Origin of the sequence: Sphaerisporangium aureirubrum (assembly GCF_042658925.1) — a bacterium.
GTDB classification, from domain to species: Bacteria; Actinomycetota; Actinomycetes; order Streptosporangiales; family Streptosporangiaceae; genus Sphaerisporangium; species Sphaerisporangium aureirubrum.
In genome coordinates this window covers 1-18207 of record NZ_JBHSRF010000121.1, presented here as the reverse complement: position 1 = coordinate 18207, position 18207 = coordinate 1, and the positions used below count along the sequence as shown (strand labels likewise).

The 18207-nt window shown below is 73.6% G+C and carries 14 protein-coding genes and 2 pseudogenes; all 16 read right to left on the bottom strand.

From position 1 onward, the window contains the following. Positions 1 to 676, bottom strand: a pseudogene (locus ACFP1K_RS39030) (hypothetical protein); the annotation flags it as partial. A 45-nt stretch (positions 677 to 721) separates the two neighbouring features. Further along, positions 722 to 1588 carry a DivIVA domain-containing protein gene (locus ACFP1K_RS39025; RefSeq protein WP_380763239.1) on the bottom strand — a complete coding sequence of 289 codons (867 nt, stop codon included), beginning with the start codon at positions 1586 to 1588 and terminating at the stop codon, positions 722 to 724. 49 nt (positions 1589 to 1637) lie between these two features. Then, positions 1638 to 1925, bottom strand: coding sequence for a YggT family protein (locus ACFP1K_RS39020; protein ID WP_380763237.1), 288 nt, complete (start codon positions 1923 to 1925; stop codon positions 1638 to 1640). 82 nt (positions 1926 to 2007) lie between these two features. After that, positions 2008 to 2514, bottom strand: a complete 507-nt coding sequence (locus ACFP1K_RS39015) for a cell division protein SepF (RefSeq protein ID WP_380763236.1) — start codon at positions 2512 to 2514, stop codon at positions 2008 to 2010. A gap of 106 nt (positions 2515 to 2620) precedes the next feature. Next, complete coding sequence (locus tag ACFP1K_RS39010; protein WP_380763235.1) at positions 2621 to 3331, bottom strand: YggS family pyridoxal phosphate-dependent enzyme; 711 nt, start codon at positions 3329 to 3331, stop codon at positions 2621 to 2623. Positions 3332 to 3487: 156 nt separating this feature from the next. After that, a complete protein-coding gene (gene ftsZ, locus ACFP1K_RS39005; RefSeq protein ID WP_380763233.1) occupies positions 3488 to 4927 on the bottom strand; it encodes a cell division protein FtsZ in 1440 nt (479 codons plus the stop codon). Positions 4928 to 5176: 249 nt separating this feature from the next. Further along, a complete protein-coding gene (locus ACFP1K_RS39000; protein ID WP_380763231.1) occupies positions 5177 to 5845 on the bottom strand; it encodes a cell division protein FtsQ/DivIB in 669 nt (222 codons plus the stop codon). Beyond that, on the bottom strand, positions 5842 to 7251 hold the full coding sequence (murC, locus tag ACFP1K_RS38995) for a UDP-N-acetylmuramate--L-alanine ligase (RefSeq protein ID WP_380763229.1): 1410 nt from the start codon (positions 7249 to 7251) through the stop codon (positions 5842 to 5844). Before murC ends, ACFP1K_RS39000 begins: the two co-directional genes overlap by 4 nt. Then, complete coding sequence (murG, locus tag ACFP1K_RS38990) at positions 7248 to 8336, bottom strand: undecaprenyldiphospho-muramoylpentapeptide beta-N-acetylglucosaminyltransferase (RefSeq protein ID WP_380763227.1); 1089 nt, start codon at positions 8334 to 8336, stop codon at positions 7248 to 7250. The genes murC and murG overlap by 4 nt, the downstream gene beginning before the upstream one ends. Beyond that, on the bottom strand, positions 8333 to 9685 hold the full coding sequence (gene ftsW / locus ACFP1K_RS38985; RefSeq protein WP_380763225.1) for a putative lipid II flippase FtsW: 1353 nt from the start codon (positions 9683 to 9685) through the stop codon (positions 8333 to 8335). The genes murG and ftsW overlap by 4 nt, the downstream gene beginning before the upstream one ends. Positions 9686 to 9711: 26 nt before the next feature. Continuing rightward, entirely contained in the window at positions 9712 to 11160 is a 1449-nt protein-coding gene (gene murD, locus ACFP1K_RS38980; RefSeq protein ID WP_380763223.1) for a UDP-N-acetylmuramoyl-L-alanine--D-glutamate ligase, read from the bottom strand. Next, on the bottom strand, positions 11142 to 12200 hold the full coding sequence (gene mraY / locus ACFP1K_RS38975) for a phospho-N-acetylmuramoyl-pentapeptide-transferase (RefSeq protein WP_380763221.1): 1059 nt from the start codon (positions 12198 to 12200) through the stop codon (positions 11142 to 11144). The genes murD and mraY overlap by 19 nt, the downstream gene beginning before the upstream one ends. Next, the gene (locus tag ACFP1K_RS38970) at positions 12197 to 13573 is read right to left on the bottom strand and encodes a UDP-N-acetylmuramoyl-tripeptide--D-alanyl-D-alanine ligase (protein WP_380763219.1); all 1377 of its coding nucleotides are present in this window, start codon (positions 13571 to 13573) and stop codon (positions 12197 to 12199) included. The genes mraY and ACFP1K_RS38970 overlap by 4 nt, the downstream gene beginning before the upstream one ends. A gap of 99 nt (positions 13574 to 13672) precedes the next feature. Beyond that, positions 13673 to 15136, bottom strand: coding sequence for a UDP-N-acetylmuramoyl-L-alanyl-D-glutamate--2,6-diaminopimelate ligase (locus ACFP1K_RS38965; RefSeq protein WP_380763241.1), 1464 nt, complete (start codon positions 15134 to 15136; stop codon positions 13673 to 13675). Positions 15137 to 15224: 88 nt separating this feature from the next. Next, on the bottom strand, positions 15225 to 16904 hold the full coding sequence (locus tag ACFP1K_RS38960; RefSeq protein WP_449329179.1) for a peptidoglycan D,D-transpeptidase FtsI family protein: 1680 nt from the start codon (positions 16902 to 16904) through the stop codon (positions 15225 to 15227). A gap of 920 nt (positions 16905 to 17824) precedes the next feature. Next, positions 17825 to 18207 (bottom strand): annotated as a pseudogene (locus tag ACFP1K_RS38955) (hypothetical protein); the annotation flags it as partial.

Here is an 18207-nt window from a genome sequence, read left to right as displayed (position 1 = left end):
GGTGGGAGGTTCCGGGGGTCAGGTGGGAGGTTCCCTGGGTTGGGTGGGAGGTTCCCTGGGTTGGGGAGGTGCCGGGGGTGCGGGGTGGGGGGTCGGAGGGGGTGGTGGTGGGGAGGCAGGTGGTGCAGGCGGAGAAGCCTTCTTCGCGGGCTTCCTCGTAGGTGAGTTCCTCGTGGTCGCGGCCGGCGAGCTGGCGGCATCCGGGGAGGTGGAAACGCCTGCGGCCGGGGATGACGAGCACGATGGTGTCCGGCGACGGGCGGCTGCCCACGGGCATGCGTGGGGCGCCGGGCGCGGAGGAACCGCGGGGCGGGCCCTGGGCGGCCGTGGGACGCGCCGAGGCGGGGTGCGCCGCCGCGGGCGAGCTCACGGGTCGGGCCAGGGTGGGGGATGGTCCACGAGCGGGGGCCGCCGCGGCGGCCATGGCTCCGGGCCTTCCCATCGCGCCACCGGCGACGCCCGCACCGACCGGAGGCATCGGCGGGGCCGGAGCCGCCGTCGTGCCGCCGGAGGGGAACAATTCGTGGCGTCGCAGCAACGCCCCGATCATCAGGAAGACCGCGGACAGCACGCTGACCACGATCGACCACATGACCAGGACCGCTGTTCCGGTCACCACGCCCGCGACCAGGAGGCCGAAGGCGAGAACGACCAGAATGGCGCTGAGGTAGATCACGGAAAACTCCCAGTCGCGGGTCGGCAGAAACCCTTGACCTTTACCTTAACGCCGATCGGTGTGCGGGCCGTCAACCTGGAACGCACCGGAGTGCGGCGCGGGCTCGGGGGCACCGAACGGGTTGTTCTGCCCGCCGGGGATCTGCTGCGGGCCACCGGCCGCGGCGTGCGACATCGCGGGGGCGCCGCCCATCTGACCGCCGACCACGGGGAACCCGCCGCTGCCTTCGGCCGCGACGTTCAGCTCGGCGAGCTGGTTCTCCAGGTACAGCTTCAGCCTGCTGCGATACTCACGCTCGAAGCTGCGCAGCTCGTCGACCTTGCGCTCCAGCTCGTCCCGGGTCTGCACCAGCGAGCCCATCGCCTGCCTGTGCCGCTCCTGGGCGTCGCGCTCCAGCGTCTCCGCGCGGCCACGCGCGTCGCCGATGATCTGCTCGGCCTGGCGGCGTGCCTTGCCGAGGATCTCGTCGGCCTCGCGGCGGGCCCGGGTGACCGTCTCGTCGGCTTCGCGGCGCGCGTCGGCGATGGCCTGGTCGGCGGTCTGCTGGGCGAGCGCGAGAACGCGCGCGGCGGTGTCCATGTTGTCCTCGGCGGGAGGCATCCCCATCCCGACGGGCACCGGCTCGGGCCTGATCGGCTCCGGTGGCTTCATGGGCTCCGGCTGCGGCATCATCATCTCGGGCTTTGGCTCGGCCACCGGAGCGGGCGCCATGGACATGCCCATCCCACCGGGGACCTTGCCGCGCAGGCACTCGGTCAGCTTGGCACGCAGCTCCTCGTTCTCCTGAATGAGGCGGTCGAGCTCGGCCTCCACCTCGTCGAGGAAGGCGTCTACCTCTTCCTCGTCGTACCCCGGCCTCAGCCGGGTGGTACTGAATTGCTTGTTCCGCACATCAGCGGGCGTCAGCGGCATTTCGGTCTCCTTGGCGCGCTCGGAGTCTGTCCGGAGGACGGTACCCGATCTAACGAAGCGCGGACACAATGTTGATCATGACCAAGACCACAATGAACAGCACTGTGAAGCTTAGGTCAAAGGCCACCGTACCCAACCGGAGGGGCGGAATGAAACGGCGGAGGAACTTGAGAGGTGGGTCGGTCGCCGTGTACGTGGCCTCCGCCAGCACCAGGACGGCCCCGGTGGGCCGCCAGGAGCGGGCGAACGCCTGCACCGTCTCAAAGATCATTCTGCCGATCAGCAGCACGAGGTAGATCGCCAGGATCCCGACAAGGATGTCACTAATGATCCCCACGGTCGCGCCCCGCCTCCCTACCGACGTACCAGCCTCGGTCCGGACGGGCCAGGTGTGGCCGTTCACTGTTCATGATGGAACTCTAGCTCTGGTTGAAGAACCCGCGTTCCGCGATTCGGGCCTTGTCCTCGGCGGTCACCTCGACATTGGCTGGGGACAACAGGAACACCTTGTTGGTAACACGTTCAATGCTGCCATGTAGGCCAAAGACCAGACCTGCCGCGAAATCAACCAGCCGCTTCGCGTCGCTGTCGACCATTTCTGTCAGATTCATGATGACAGGGGTGCCTTCGCGGAAGTGCTCCCCGATCGTCCGCGCCTCGTTGTACGTACGCGGATGAAGGGTCGTGATCCGCGCCAGATCGGTCGTACGGCGCTCGACGACCGCGGCGCCGGACCGCGGGGCGGGCACCGGGCTCTCGGCCTCCTCCGTGCCGTCCTGCGGCGCGCCGGGGCCGCGCTCGTCGCGGCGGCGGTCGGAGTAGTCGTCGGGGTAATCGTCGTCGTCGGCGTAGCCGACGTAGTCCGGGTAGCGGTCGTCCTCCACGAGACCGAGGTAGACCGCCATCTTGCGCATCGCGCCGGCCATCGCTCCGTCGTCCTCCTGCTCATGGTCGCCGCACCCAGGGCAACCTAAGGCACCGCTGTCGACCTCTGCTCGGATACATGGACATCAAGGTCCACTCGGGGGGACATTACCTGACGAAGGGCGTCCGGCGGCCGAGCAACGCCGTACCGACGCGCACATGTGTCGCGCCGTGTGCTACCGCTTCCGCCAGATCCCCACTCATCCCCGCCGAAATCACCCCAGCCGCGGGGTGCTTCTCACGGAGAGCCGCCGAGACCTCGCGCAGCCGGGCGAACGCCGGCGCGGGGTCGGCACCCAGGGGCGCCACCGCCATGACGCCGCCGAGGGTGAGCCCTCCGGCCGCGGCGATCACGTCCGCCAGTGCCGGTACCTGATCAGGGGGGACGCCGCCGCGGCCCGGCTCGTCGTCCAGTGCCACCTGCACGAGGCAGGCGACCCGCCGCCCGGCCGCGACCGCCGCGCGGTCCAGCGCCTCGGCCAGCCTCGGCCGGTCCACCGAGTGGATCATGTCGGCGTAGGACACCACGGACCGGGCCTTGTTGGTCTGCAGCTGGCCGATGAAATGCCACCGCACCGGCAGGCCCGCGCACTCCCCGGCCTTGGCCGAGGCCTCCTGGTCCTTGTTCTCCCCGACGTCCCGCACGGCCAGCTCGCTGAGGATGCGCACGTCGGACGCCGGGTACGTCTTGCTCACCGCGATCAGCGTGATCTCGTCACGCGCACGACCGGCGGCCGCGCACGCGTCGGCGATCCGCCGCTCCACCCGCGCCAGCCCCGCCGCGATCTCGTCGCGCCGCGTGGTGCTCGCATTCTTCACGTGGGACCCGGCCACTTCGCATCTGGGGAACGCATATCAGCGCCCCAGCGTAGTGGGGGGCACCCCGCGCCGGGACGGCCGCCCCTCGGCGGGCGGCCCGGGGGTCCTGTCAGGGGGGGACCCGGCAGGGAGGAGACCCGGGGGTCTCCCCCGGGGTCACTTGAGGAAGTCGGGGACGTCCAGTTCCTCTTCCTGGTCCTCGAAGACCACCTGGCGGCGGCGGTTGGGGTCGGTGACGCGGGAGTTGATGGGCGTGGGCGGCTCGGGAGCCGGGCGCGGGACGGCCAGCGGGCTGTGGTCGTCGTCGGCGTCCTCGGCCGAGTCGCGGGACGGAGGCGCCTCGCGGACGGGCGGCGCGGGCTCGGCGGCGGGGGCCGGGGCGGGCTGCGCGGACGCCGTGGACGACACCGCCGGGGACGCGGACGGGAACGGCCGGACCGGTGAGGGACGCTGCTCCGGGCGCGGGGGCTCGGGGCGGGAGGGCGTGAAAGTGGTCGGGCGGGAGTACGGTGCCGCGGAGGCGGACGACGCCGCCGACGGGGCCGCCGAGCTGGACGCGTGGGCGGCCGGGCCGGGCGCGGAGGTCTGGGCGGCGGGGCGGGCGGGAGCCTGAGGGCGGCTGAGAGGCTGCGCTGCGGGCTTGTCCGTCTCGGGCTCGTCGAAGCCGGCGGCGATCACCGTGACCCGGACCTCGTCGCCGAGGGCGTCGTCGATCACCGTGCCGAAGATGATGTTGGCGTCCGAGGCCGCGGCGTTGGACACCAGCTGCGCCGCCTCGTTGATCTCGAACAGGCCGAGGTCGGAGCCGCCGGCGATGGACAGCAGCACGCCGTGCGCGCCGTCGATGCTGGCCTCCAGCAGCGGGCTGGACACCGCCATCTCGGCGGCGGCGACCGAGCGGTCGTCCCCGCGGGCGTGCCCTATGCCCATGAGCGCCGAGCCGGCGCCGGACATGACGGACTTGACGTCGGCGAAGTCGAGGTTGATCAGGCCGGGCGTGGTGATGAGGTCGGTGATGCCCTGCACACCGGACAGCAGCACCTGGTCGGCCGCCTTGAACGCGTCGAGCACGCTCACCTGGCGGTCGGAGATGGACAGCAGCCGGTCGTTGGGGATGACGATCAGCGTGTCGACCTCGTCGCGCAGGGTCTCGATGCCGGCCTCGGCCTGCATCGCGCGACGACGGCCCTCGAAACTGAACGGTCTGGTCACTACCCCTATGGTCAAAGCACCGAGCGATCGTGCGATGCTGGCGACCACGGGGGCGCCGCCGGTTCCGGTGCCGCCGCCCTCGCCCGCCGTCACGAACACCATGTCGGCGCCCTTGATGACCTCTTCGATCTCTTCGCGGTGGTCCTCGGCGGCCCTGCGGCCGACCTCGGGGTTGGCTCCCGCGCCGAGGCCCCGGGTGAGCTCGCGGCCCACGTCCAGCTTGACGTCGGCGTCACTCATCAGCAGCGCCTGGGCGTCGGTGTTGATGGCGATGAACTCGACGCCCTTGAGTCCCTCCTCGATCATCCGGTTCACGGCGTTCACTCCGCCGCCGCCGATGCCGACGACCTTGATGACCGCGAGGTAGTTCTGCGGTGCTGCCACGACGAGGGGCCTTTCCGCTCGTTTACTTGCATTACGTGAAGCCCGAAAGTTGCGGGCCTTATTGTTTAACTCTCACCCTCAAGTTGAGATTTAGAGTTATGTCAACCTGAGGAATGATACGGACAGTAGGGTTGCCCCTCCCCCAGGGTCAACTCACCGCGCCGCAAGCTCGTCCGGCGTGTCCCTTTCGCTCTGAAGTGACCGGGCGGCCAGGCGACCTGGCGGGCCCACCCGGGGTGGCGGGACACGTCACTTCACCGTCACGACGTCCGGCGTGCTCACGTCGTAGGCGTCACCGGGGCGTTCCAGCAACGCGATGGCGACGCGCGCCTTGTCGCGGGTGCGCTCGGCGTCGCCCCACATGATCGTACGGCCGTCGGCCAGCCTGAGGGAAACATCCCGTCCCGTCGTGGCGCGTACTTCCTGCACCCGGCGCGACAGCTCCCAGGGCAGCCCGCGCACCACGGCCAGCGCCGCGGTGGTCGCCGGGTCGTCGGGGCCGAAACTGCCGACCCGCAGCACGGGCAGGCCCACCGGTGTGGCCTCCCTGGTCTCGATCACCACGGCGTGACGGTCGACCACGGCCGCCCCGCCGGGCACCGGCAGCGCGGCCAGCGGCACGCGCTCGTCGAGGCGGATCCGCAGCGTGCTGGGCCAGGCCCGCTCCACGGTCACCGACTCGACCTGGCGAAGCGCGGCGACCCGCCGCCGCACCCCCTCGACGTCCACGGCGGCCAGCGGCTGCTGGGGCGGCACGGCGGCGGCACGGCGCACCTCTTCGGCCGAGAGCCCGTGGTTGCCCGAGACCGCGACCTTGCGCACGCCGAGCACCGGTGAGAAGAACACCAGCCACGCGGCGGCGGCCACCACCGCGCAGAAGAGCAGGACGGCGAGGCCCGTGCGCCAGGGTGCGCTCACCGTGAGGCGAGCTCGGCGATGATGTGCGGCCCGAGTTCGGTCACGTCGCCCGCGCCCATGGTGAGGACCACGTCGCCCGGGCGGGCCCGCGCGGCCACCAGGCCGGGCACCGCGGCGCGGTCCGGCGCGTACACGACCTGCTCGGACGGCAGCCGCACCTTCCCCGCGACCAGCGCGCCGGACACCCCCGGCTCGGGGTCCTCCCTGGCGCCGTAGACGTCCAGCACGATGGCCTCGTCGGCGAGCCCGAGGGCGGCGCCGAAGTCGTCGGCGAAGAAGCGCGTGCGGGAGTACAGGTGGGGCTGGAAGACCGCGATGACCCGCCCGCCGGGCCCGGAGAACGTGGCCACGACGTCGCGCGCCGCGCGCAGGTCGGCGGCCAGCTCGGTCGGGTGGTGGGCGTAGCTGTCGAACACAGCCACCCCGGCGGCCTCGCCCTTGGACTCGAACCGCCGCTTGGCGCCGGTGAACTCGGCCAGGCCCTCACGGAACTCGTCGAACGGCACCCCGAGCTCGGCGGCGACCGCCAGCGCGGCGGTGGCGTTCAGCGCGTTGTGCCGCCCCGGCACCGACAGGCGCACGTCCCCGTGGCCCTCCACGGTGAACTTCACCCCGAACCCGTCGGGGGCGATGCCGCTCACCCGGAGGTCGGCGCCCTCGGACTGGCCGTAGGTGCGCACCCGCAGCCCCCGGGCCCGCCCGAGCGCGGTCAGCGCCATGGCCCCGGGGTCGTCGGCGCACACCACCAGGGCCGAGCCGACGCGCTCCACGAACCTGGCGAAGCTGTCGTACACAGCCTGGGGGTCGCCGTAGTTGTCCAGGTGGTCGGCCTCGACGTTGGTGACCACCGCGATGGGCGGGGCCAGCATGAGGAACGACCCGTCGCTCTCGTCGGCCTCGGCCACGAACACCTCGCCCGCGCCCTCGTCGGCCCCGAGGCCGGTGGTGACGAGCTGCCCGCCCACGCAGTACGACGGGTCGCGCCCGCACTTCTGCAGGGCCACGGTGAGCATCGAGGTGGTGGTGGTCTTGCCGTGGGTGCCCGCCACCGCGATGCCGGTGCGCCCGACCATCAGCGCGGCCAGCGCCGCGGCGCGCGGGATGACCCGCAGCCCCTGGCGCAGCGCCTCGCCGAGCTCGGGGTTGGAGTCGCGGATGGCGGTGGACACCACGACGGTGTCGACGTTCTTGATGTGGGAGGCGGCGTGGCCGACGTACACGGTGGCGCCGAGCTCGCGCAGCTCGGTGACCATGGAGGAGGAGCGGGCGTCGCTGCCGGACACCGCCACCCCCCGCTTGACCAGGATGCGGGCGATGCCCGACATGCCCGCCCCGCCGATGCCGATGAAGTGCACCCGCCCGAGGTCCTGGGCCGCCACCGGCTCGACCAGCTTCACCAGGCTCATCGGCGTCCTCCGGCGATGACGTTCATGACCTCTCGGGCGAGCACCGTGTCGGCGTCCTTCCTACCGATGCGCGACGCGGCGTCCGACATGGCCACGACCCGCTCGGGGTCGCGCAGCACCGGCAGCACGGTCCGGAGGATCCAGTCGGGGGTCAGGTCGGCGTTGTCCACCATCAGCCCTCCCCCGGCCTGGACGATCGGCATGGCGTTCAGCCGTTGCTCCCCGTTGCCGTGCGGCAGCGGGACGTACGCCGCGGGCAGCCCTACGGCGGTCAGCTCGGCGCAGGTCATGGCGCCGCTGCGGCACAGCACGAAGTCGGCCGCGGCGTAGGCGAGGTCCATGCGGTCGACGTAGGGCAGCACGACGTACTGCGGGTCGCCCGGCGGCGGCTCGTGCTCGATGGTGTTCTTGGGGCCGACCACGTGGATCACCTGCACGCCCGCCTGGCGCAGCGCCGGCGCGGACGCCAGGGCGGCCTCGTTGATGGCGCGGGCGCCCTGCGAGCCGCCGAAGACGAGCAGGGTGGGCCGGTCGTTCTCCAGCCCGAAGTACGACCTGGCCTTGTCGCCGGTGGACAGGCGGTCGAGCGCGACGATCTCCTGCCGCAGCGGGATGCCGACGTACTTGGCGTGCGGCAGCGGGGTGTCGGGGTGGCCGGTGAACACGTGGTCGGTGATCCGGGCGCCCAGGCGGTTGGCCAGGCCGGGGCGCGGATTGGCCTCGTGCACCACGATGGGCACGCCTCTGCGCCGCGCGGCCAGGTAGCCGGGCGTGGCGACGTACCCGCCGAAACCGACCAGGACGTCGGCCTGGACGCGGTCCATCACGCCCGCGGCCGCGTTGATCGCCCCGGCCAGCCGGCCGGGGACGGTGAGCAGCTGCGGCGTGATCGCCCGTGGCAGGGGGACCGCCGGGACGAGCGCCAGTTCGTACCCCCGCGCGGGCACCAGCCGGGTCTCCAGACCTCGCTCGGTGCCGAGGCAGGTGATCCCGATGCCGGGATCGATCCTGCGCAGCGCGTCCGCGAGCGCCAGAGCGGGTTCGATGTGGCCGGCCGTGCCGCCGCCTGCGAGGACCACCCTCATGTCGGTCCTTTCACTCCGCGTGCCTCGTTGTCGGGCCGGAGCCGCGGACGGCGGATGCCCCCCGCCGGGCGACCCAGGCCAAGCCAGCTTAGAGCCCGCGCCGCGGGCCCGGGTCCGCGAGCGGCGAGCGCCTCGGCCGCGCCGGGCTCACGCTTGGCGAACGACAGCAACATGCCGAGCGCCGCGAGCGTCGGCAACAGCGCCGAACCACCGTACGACACCAGCGGCAGCGGGATGCCGGTGATGGGCAACGCGCCGATCACCGCGCCGATGTTGACGATGGCCTGCCCGCAGATCCACGCCACGGCGGCCGAGGACGCCAGCCGGACGAAGGGGTCCTTCACCCGGGTCGCCACCCGCAGCCCGGCGTACCCGAGCAGGCCGAACAGGGCCACCACGAGAAGGGTGCCCATCAGGCCGAGCTCCTCGCCGATGATGGAGAAGATGAAGTCGCTCTCGGCGTGCGGCACCCAGCTCCACTTCTGCCTGCTGCTGCCGAGGCCGAGCCCGAACCACCCGCCCGAGCCCATCGCGATCTGGCCCTGCGCCGCCTGGTAGCCCGAGCCCTGGGCGTTGCCCCACACGTCGAGCCAGCCCTGGATGCGGGCCGAGCGGTACCCCTCGACGCTGATCATGATGACGGTGGCGAGCGAGGCCACGGCGAGGATGCCGCCGAACAGCCGCAGCGGCGCGCCGACCACCCACAGCAGCGCCAGGAAGATCAGCATGAGCACGAGCGTGGTGCCGAGGTCGCTGCCCAGCATGACCAGCACGGCCAGGATGGCGGTGCCCGGCATGAGCGGGATGAGCAGCTGGCGCCACTCGATGCGGCCGCGCTTGGCGCGGCGGGCCAGCAGGTCGGCGCCCCAGATGACCAGGCCGAGCTTGGCGGGCTCGGACGGCTGGATGGTCAGGCCGCCGATGTAGAGCCAGCGCTGCGCGCCGAGCTCGGTCTCGCCGATGAAGATCACCAGGATCAGGCCGAGGATCGACATGACCATCAGCGGGTACCCCGCCAGGCGGAAGAACCGCTGCGGCAGCCGGGAGCACAGCCACATCACCGGCAGGCCGATGCCGACCGAGAGCGACTGCTTGAGGAACCAGGAGAACGGGCTGCCGGTCTTCTGCAGGGCCTCGATGCTGGAGGCGGACAGCACCATCATCAGGCCGAGCGCGAGCAGCAGGCCGCTGCACGCCAGCACCAGGTAGTACGAGGTGAGCGGGCGGTTGAGCAGCTCCCCGAGGCCCGCGAGGCGGTCCCTGCGCCAGCCGGTGTCCTGCCCGGCGCCGTCGTCCGGGCCGCCCGCCTTGCCTCCGGGGCTCGCGGTGCCCACCGCGCCCGTGGTCATCGCGACCGCCTCCCGTCCACGCGGCGTCACCCGCCCGCGGACGACCCGGCGGCCAGCCGGTCGACGGCGGCGGCGAACGCGTCGCCGCGGGCGCCGTAGTTCGCGAACATGTCCAGGGACGCGCCCGCCGGGGCGAGCAGCACGGTGTCCCCCGGGGAGGCGAGCCCGGCGGCCTCGGCGACGACGCGGTCCATGACCCCAGTGTCTTGCTCCGGCACCTCCACCACGGGAACATTCGCCGCGTGTCGCGCCAGAGCCTGGCGGATTCGCGCCCGGTCGGCGCCGAGCAGCACGGCGCCGCGCAGCCGCCCGGCGGCCCCGCGCACCAATTCGTCGATGTCGGCGCCCTTGAGCAGCCCTCCGGCGACCCAGACGACCGAGGTGTAGGACGCCAGCGACGCGGCGGCGGCGTGGGGGTTGGTGGCCTTGGAGTCGTCCACGTAGTCGACGCCGCCGACCCGGGCGACGTGCGCGATGCGGTGCGGGTCGGGCACGTGGTCGAGCAGGCCGCGGCGCACCGCCTCGGCGGGCACGCCGTAGGCGCGGGCCAGCGCGGCGGCGGCCAGCGCGTTGGCGACGTTGTGCGGCGCGAACGGCCGCACGTCGGCCAGCGTGGCGAGCTCCTCGGCCGCCGTCACCGGGTCGGGCACGAACGCGCGGTCCACCAGGAGGTCCTCCACGACGCCGAGCATGCCGGAGGCGGGCACCCCGAGCGTGAAGCCCACCGCCCGCACCGTCCCGGCCACGTCGAGGTACGGCGCGGCCAGGCGGGCCGCGCGCTCGTCGCCGGCGTTGTAGACGACCGTGCCGGCGCGCTCGAAGATGCGGCCCTTGACGCGGGCGTACTCGTCCATGGAGCCGTGCCAGTCGAGGTGGTCGTCGGCGACGTTGAGCACGGCGGCGGCGTGCGGCGCCAGGCTGGACGACCAGTGGAGCTGGAAGCTGGACAGCTCGACCGCGAGGACGTCGTGCGGCTCCTCCACGGCCTCCACGATGGGCGTGCCGACGTTGCCGACCGCCACGGCGTCGTGCCCGGCGGCGGTGAGCATGGCGGTGAGCATGCGCACGGCCGTGGTCTTGCCGTTGGTGCCGGTGAGCGCCAGCCACGGCGCGGCGCCCGACGGCCTGCGCCGCCAGGCCAGCTCGACCTCGCCGATCACCTCGACGCCCCTGGCCACGGCCTCCACCAGCAGCGGGGTGTCCGGCCGCCAGCCGGGCGAGGTGACCACCAGCCCGGCCTCCGGCGGGAGTCCCCCGCCGAACCTGACCTCCGCGCCGATGGCCGTGAGGGCCGCCGCGGCGGCCCGCTGCCGGGGCCCGTCGCCGGTCTCGACCACCACGACGCGGTGGCCGGAGCGGACGAGCGCCCGGGCCGCGGCGGCCCCGGACACGCCGAGGCCCGCCACGCAGACGGTCTCCGCCGTGACCGCGCGGCCCGCCGGGGTGTCGCCGGGGGTCACGTCTTCGGCATCCATTCGACGTAGAACAGCCCGAGCCCGGCGGCGGCGCACAGGATGGCGACCAGCCAGAAGCGCACCACGATGGTGGTCTCGGCCCAGCCCGCCAGCTCGAAGTGGTGCTGGAGCGGGGCCATGCGGAAGACCCGTCTGCCCGTCATCTTGAAGAACCCCACCTGGATGATCACCGAGGCGGTGATCACGACGCACAGCCCGGCCAGGATGAACAGCAGGAACTGGGTGCGGGTGGTGATCGCCAGCCCGGCCAGCACGCCGCCGAGGGCCAGCGAGCCGGTGTCGCCCATGAAGATCTTGGCCGGCGGGGCGTTCCACCACAGGAACCCGGCCAGCGCGCCGAGCACGGCGGCGGCCACCACCGCCAGGTCGAGCGGGTCGCGCACCCAGTAGCAGTTGGGGCCGAGCTGGTTCAGGCAGCTGTTGCGCAGCTGCCAGTTGCCGATCAGGACGTACGCGGCGAGCACCACGCCGGTGGCGCCGCTGGCCAGGCCGTCGAGCCCGTCGGTGAGGTTCACCGCGTTGGAGAAGCCGACGATCATGACCAGCACCCAGATCGTGAAGATCACGATGCCGACCGACGGCCCGAAGTCACGCAGGAACGACAGCCGGGTCTCGGCGGGGGTGATGGAGTAGGAGTTGGGGAACCGCACCACCAGCACGGCGAACACCGCGCCCACGATGAGCTGCCCGAGGGCCTTGGCGCCGCTGCGCAGGCCGAGGCTGCGCTGCTTGTAGATCTTGATGAAGTCGTCGAGGAAGCCGACGGTGGCGAGGCCCGTCATTAGGAACAGCACCAGCACCGCCGAGGCGGTGGGCGGCGTCCAGGTGGCCAGGTGGGAGCAGGTGAACCCGATCAGCGCGGCGATGACCAGCACCGTGCCGCCCATGGTGGGCGTGCCGCGCTTCTCGTGGTGCCCCGAGGGGCCCTCCTCGCGGATGTTCTGGCCGTAGCCGCGGCGGCTGAACAGCCGGATCGCCAGCGGGGTGCCGAGCATGGAGAGCAGGAACGCCACCGCGGCGGCGACGAGGATGTCCCTCATCGGGCGTCACCGCCCAGCACCGCCTGCGCGACGCGTTCCAGGCTCGCGGCGCGCGGCCCCTTCACCAGCACGACGTCGCCGGGGCGCAGCGCGGCGGCCAGCTCGGCGGCGGCGGTCTCCGCGTCGGGCACGTGCCGCAGGCCGGTCTGCTCCTTGGCCCCGGCCAGCACGGGGCCGGCGTTCTCGCCGACCACCCACAGCCCGGTGAGCCCGGACTCGGCGGCGAGCCGGCCGACGCCCTCGTTCAGCGTGTCGCTCTCGTCGCCGAGCTCGCGCAGCGCGGCGATCACCGCGAACCTGCGCCGCCCGCCCGCCAGGGCGCCCATCGCGCCGAACGCGGCCCGCATGGAGTCGGGGTTGGCGTTGTAGGCGTCGTTGATCACGGTGACGCCGTCCAGGCGGTCGGTGACCTCCATGCGCCAGCGGCTGCGCGGCTCGGCCCGCGAAAGCTCCGCGGCCAGCGCGGCCACCGGGATGCCGAGCTCGTACGCCGCCGCCGCGGCGGCCAGGGCGTTGTCCACCGCGTGCGCGCCGTACAGCTTCAGCTGGACCGGGGCCTTGCCCGACGGGGTGACCAGCGTGAACGACGCCCGGCCCCGCTCGTCCAGGCTCTCGTCCACGGCCCGCACGTGCGCGTCGGAGCCCCGGCCGAACCACCGCACCGAGGCCTCGGCGCGGTCGGCCATCTCGCGGACGTAGGGGTCGTCGGCGTTGAGCACCGCCGTGCCGTCGGCGGGCAGCGACTCGACCAGCTCGCCCTTGGCCTTGGCGATGCGCTCGCGCCCGCCGAACACCCCGAGGTGGGCGGTGCCGACGTTGAGCACCACACCGATCTTCGGCGGGGCGATGCTCGCCAGGTGGGCGATGTGGCCCTCCTCGCGGGCGCTGAGCTCCAGCACGAGGTAACGGGTGTCCTCCCCGGCGCGCAGCACCGTGAGGGGATGGCCGATCTCGTTGTTGTAGGAGCCCACGGGGGCGACGGTCGGGCCGGCCAGCGCGGTGAGCCCGGCCAGGAGGTCCTTGGTGGTGGTCTTGCCCGCCGATCCGGTGATGCCGATGACGGTGGTCCGCGGCAGCTCGGCCAGGACGGCGTTCGCGAGGTCGCCCAGGGCGGCCACGGCGTCGCCCACGATCACCGCGGGCGCGTCCACCGGGCGGGTGGCGAGCACGGCGACCGCGCCGTCCGCGCACGCCCGCGCGGCGAAGTCGTGGCCGTCGGCGCGTGCGCCCCGGATGGCGACGAACAGGGATCCGGGCTCGGCGGCGCGCGAGTCGATCAGCACGGGCCCGCGGACCACGGCGCGGGGATCGGCCGTGCCCGTCAGGGCACCCGAGGTGATCTCGGCGATCCTCGCCAGCGGCAACGGGATCATTCGTCTATCCCTACTCTCCATACAAACCGTTCGTGGGGTGTGCGCGCGGACCGTCCCCCGAGCCCGGGCACGCGGCCCAGCCTGGCACAGCGGGGCCTGTCAGGTGTGCCCACGTCTGCCGATCGCCTCGGCGACCACGCGCCGGTCGTCGAACGGCAACACGTCGCCGCCGACGTACTGGCCCTGCTCGTGTCCTTTGCCCGCGACGACGACCACGTCTCCGGGGCGGGCCCGCCCGATGGCCAGGTCGATGGCCGCGGCGCGGTCCGGTTCCATGATCACATGGGCCCGGTCCTGCTCGGGCACCTCCAGCGCGCCGTCCAGCATGGCGCGCAGGATCTGCAGCGGGTCCTCCGAGCGGGGATTGTCGCTGGTCAGGACCACGACGTCGGCCAGGCGCGCCGCCGCCTCCCCCATCAGGGGGCGCTTGCCTCGGTCGCGGTCGCCGCCGCAGCCGAGCACGATGGTGAGGGAGCCCTGGGTGACGCCGCGCAGCGCGCGCAGCACCGACTCGACGGCGCCCGGTTTGTGGGAGTAGTCGACGATGGCCTGGTACCCCTGGCCGCCGGGCACGCGCTCCATGCGGCCGGGCACCCCGGTGACCGTGGCCACGCCGTGCACCGCCGTCTGCAGGGACAGGCCCGCCTCGACCAGCGTGACGAGCGCGCCGAGGGTGTTGGACACGTTGAACCGGCCGGGCAGGGCCACCGCCACGTCGGCCTCCACGCCGCCGGGGCCGATCACCCGGAACGTGCTGCCGTCGGCGCCCGCCCGTACGTCCGCGGCCCGCCAGTCGGCGTCGGCGGCGCCCTCGGCGGAGTAGGTGGCGATCGGGACCTTGGCGAAGCCGAGCAGCTCGCGGCCGTAGGGGTCGTCCACGTTGACCACGCCCACGCGGGCCAGCTCGGGGGTGAACAGGCGGGCCTTGGTGTGGAAGTAGTCGTCGATGTCGCGGTGGAAGTCCAGGTGGTCCTGGGACAGGTTGGTGAACATCGCGACGTCGTAGACCACGCCGTCCACCCGGCCGAGCGCCAGGGCGTGGCTGGACACCTCCATGGCCGCAGCGGTGACGCCCTGCTCGCGCATGAACGCCAGCAGCGCCTGGAGGTCGGTGGCCTCCGGGGTGGTCAGCGCGGGGGGGTAGCCGAGGTCGCCCACCCGGATCTCCACGCCGCCGATCAGGCCGGTGCGGTGGCCCGCGGCGCGCAGCCCGGCCTCCAGCAGGTAGGTGGTGGTGGTCTTGCCGCTGGTGCCGGTCACGCCGAGCGTCAGCAGGCCCTCCGCGGGCCTGGCGTAGACCCAGGCGGCGACCTTGCCGAGCACGGCGCGCGGGTCGGGCACGACCAGCACGGGCACGCCGGTGGCGGACGCCGTCGCCCGGCCGGCCTCGTCGGTCAGGATCGCGGCGGCGCCGGCCGCGACGGCCTGGGGCGCGAACGAGGCGCCGTGGACGCTGCTGCCGGGCAGCGCGACGTACAGATCGCCGCGGCGCACCTGGCGGGAGTCGATGGTGATCCCGGTGACCACGCCGAGGGGGGTGCCGCCGGAGGGCGCGCCGAGCATGGCCGCCAGGCCGGACAGCGGGCGGACGGGACAGCTCGCGGGACGCGGAGACGACGCGGGACGCACGGCGAGAGCGTACCGTCCCCCGTCACCGCTCGGTGCCCATGCGCACCGGCGGGGCGGTGGTGCCGGTCGGCGGGATCTTCCGGGTCTTCAGCGCGAACGTCATGACCTCCTTGAAGACTGGGGCGGCGATCTCCCCGCCGAAGTGGCCGTTCTCCGGGGCCTGCACCACGGCCAGCGCCACCAGGCGGGGCGCGTCGGCGGGCGTGAAGCCCACGAAGGTCGCGGTGTAGCCGCAGTATCCCCGGCACTTCTCGTCGTACCGCTGGGCGGTGCCGGTCTTGCCCGCCACCCGGTACCCGTCGATGGCGGCGAGCGAACCGGTGCCCTCGGCGCTCACCGCGGCCTCCAGCATCGCCGAGATGTCCTTGGCGGTCCTGGCGCTGACCACCCGGGTCTGCTTGGGGGCGGGCGCGGGGACGAACCGGTGGTCGCCGTCCACGGTGCCCGCCACGACCCGCGGCGGGATCCGCACCCCGCCGTTGGCGATGGTCTGGTAGACGCCGGCCATCTGGAGCGCCGTCACCGAGACGCCCTGGCCGAAGGCGATGGTGCAGCGCTGGCTGCCCGACCAGGTCTCCCGTTTCGGCAGCAGCCCGGCCTCCTCGCCGTACGCTCCCGAGCCGGTCTTCGCGCCGAAGCCGAAGGCCCTGAGCATGCCGTAGAGGCTCTGGTCGGTGACCCGCTCGGCGGCCATGATCGTGCCGACGTTGCTGGACTCGGCGATGATCCCGGTGAACGTCAGGTGCTCGGGCGGGTGCGGGTGGGCGTCGCCGAGAAGGCGGTCGGCGCAGCGGTACTTGTCCTTCACCTCGAACACCGTCTCCGGGCGCACCGCCCCGGTCTGCAGCGCCGCGGCCGCCGTGACGACCTTGCCGGTGCTGCCCGGCTCGAACACCTCCGACACCGCGCGGTTGGCCCACCCGGCGGGCGGGAGCGCCTTCCAGGCGCCGAGGTCGACCTCGGGCGCGTTGGCCATCGCGATCACCTGGCCGGTCCGCACGTCCATCACGATCACGCTGCCGCTGCGGGCGCCCGCGGCCTTCACCTGCCTGGTGATGGCCTGCTGGGCGGCCCACTGGATGTCGCGGTCGATGGTCAGGCGCACGTCCTGCCCCGCGACCGGCTCCATGCGGGTGCTGCGGGTCATGGGGATGCGCTGGCCGGTGCCGCCGATCTCGATGGTCTGGCGGCCGTCCTTGCCGGCGAGCAGGTCGTCGTAGGACTGCTCGACGCCGGTCAGGCCGTCGCCGTCGTCGCCCACGAAGCCGATCAGGCCGCCGGCGAGGTCGCCGCCGGGGTACAGCCGCTGGTAATGGGGTCTGGCGGCCACGCCGTCGATCTTCAGGTCCATCACGCGGCTCGCGGTGCCGAGGGAGACGTCGCGGGCTATGAGGGTGTAGCGGGTGCCGGTCTTGGCGAGCTTCTCGGCGATGCCCTCCTTGGGGACGCCGAGGACCCCGGCCAGCTTGGTGGCGGCCGCGTCGCGCTCGCCCGGCGGGATCTTGGCGGGGTCCGCGGAGATCTGCCTGGCCTCCACGGTGACCGCCATCTCGTGGCCCTTCACGTCGGTGATCGATCCCCGGCGCGCCGGGAGCTTCTCCTCCCGCACGCGCAGCGAGGCGGCCTTGGCCGCGAACACCTTGGAGTCCAGCCCCTGGAGTTGCACCAGCCGCCCGGCGAACAGCGACAGCACCACGGCCATGCCCGCCAGCCCGATGTTGATCCTCCGCGCGGGGTTCCCCAGCCGCAGCGGCACCGCCGGCCGAGGCGGCCGCGGGGGCCTGCGAGGCGGACCGCCCCGCGCCGCCCCGTCCGGATGCCTCGGCCCGCCGTGCCCGCTCCCGGACACCCGCCGCGGCCCCGCCCCCGAGGCGCCGCCCCCCGGCGGCCGCACACCACGCCCAGGCGGCCCGTCCGCCCTGCCGGGCCCGTTGGCCCCCGGCCCGCGCCGCGCCGACAGCCCGTCCGCCCCTCCACCGGGCCCCTTGCCCGCCGGAGCACGCCGCGGCACCGCCCCGTCCGATCCACTCCCGCCCCCGGGCGACCGTCGCCCTCCGGAGCCGTCCGGCCCACCACCGGCACCGGGAGCACGTCGCGACGGCGCACCCCCGTCCGCACCGCCATCGGAATCCCTGGATCCCGGAGCACGGCGCGGCGAACCACCGTCCGTCCCGCTTCCGTTACCCGCGCGCCCTGAGGCACGGCGCGGCGGACCGTCGTCCTTCCCGTTGCCGGAACCGGCGCGCCCTGGAGCACGGCGCGGCGGACCATCGTCCTTCCCGTTGCCGGAACCGGCGCGCCCTGGGGCGCGACGCGGCGGCGTGCCGCCGTCCGCGCCGCCTGGGGCACGGCGCGGCGAGCCGCCGTCGTCCTCTCCGCCGCCGGAGTCCCTGGAGCCGGGGGCACGGCGAGGGGGCGGCGCGGTGTCGTCCGCGTCGCCAGGTGGTGTCCAGTCGTCGTCCGGCCCGGGCAGGCCGTCGCCGCCGGGGCGGCCACGGCCTGGCGAGCCGCCGGGCGTACGCCGGGGGCCCGCCGGGCCGCCGCGGCCGGTCGGGCCGCCTGAGCCACCGGGGCCGCCCGGACCACCGCGGCCGCCTCGGGGTGGGCGGCCGGCGCCGTCTCTCACCTGGGCGAGCCCTCCGTCGCCGAGCTCTCGGGCGGGGTGCCGAGCGGGGTCTGGTCCAGGTCGGCCGGGCGGCCGGGGCCGTCGGCCGGGTCGAGGAACTCAGGGGCGCTCGGGTCCGGCTTGAACGTCGCGTTGGGGGCGCGCTGGTCGAGGACCTTCGCCTGTGACTTCATCAGCAGGCTCTTCTTGCGGTCCTGGGCCTGCTGGTGCAGCTCCTGGTTGCGGTCCCGCAGGTTGTTCATCATGAAGGAGTCGCGGGCCAGCACCGTGTTGAGCAGCAGCAGGGTCACCAGCCCGCCGCCCAGCAGACCGAGCACGAGCAGCACGAACGGCGTGCGCGGCGCCGCGCGCGGACCCCGCGGCGGCCCGGCGGCACGCG

What these genes read in the sequence shown, in the direction of transcription:
- ACFP1K_RS39025 (WP_380763239.1), bottom strand. Translation starts at nt 1,588, where the DNA reads ATGCCGCTGACGCCCGCTGATGTGCGGAACAAGCAATTCAGTACCACC.
- murG (WP_380763227.1), bottom strand. Translation starts at nt 8,336, where the DNA reads ATGAGGGTGGTCCTCGCAGGCGGCGGCACGGCCGGCCACATCGAACCC.
- ACFP1K_RS38960 (WP_449329179.1), bottom strand. Translation starts at nt 16,904, where the DNA reads ATGGCCGTGGTGCTGTCGCTGTTCGCCGGGCGGCTGGTGCAACTCCAG.
- murD (WP_380763223.1), bottom strand. Translation starts at nt 11,160, where the DNA reads ATGGATGCCGAAGACGTGACCCCCGGCGACACCCCGGCGGGCCGCGCG.
- ACFP1K_RS38965 (WP_380763241.1), bottom strand. Translation starts at nt 15,136, where the DNA reads ATGCTCGGCGCGCCCTCCGGCGGCACCCCCCTCGGCGTGGTCACCGGG.
- murC (WP_380763229.1), bottom strand. Translation starts at nt 7,251, where the DNA reads ATGAGCCTGGTGAAGCTGGTCGAGCCGGTGGCGGCCCAGGACCTCGGG.
- ftsW (WP_380763225.1), bottom strand. Translation starts at nt 9,685, where the DNA reads ATGACCACGGGCGCGGTGGGCACCGCGAGCCCCGGAGGCAAGGCGGGC.
- mraY (WP_380763221.1), bottom strand. Translation starts at nt 12,200, where the DNA reads ATGAGGGACATCCTCGTCGCCGCCGCGGTGGCGTTCCTGCTCTCCATG.
- ACFP1K_RS38970 (WP_380763219.1), bottom strand. Translation starts at nt 13,573, where the DNA reads ATGATCCCGTTGCCGCTGGCGAGGATCGCCGAGATCACCTCGGGTGCC.
- ACFP1K_RS39015 (WP_380763236.1), bottom strand. Translation starts at nt 2,514, where the DNA reads ATGGCCGGCGCGATGCGCAAGATGGCGGTCTACCTCGGTCTCGTGGAG.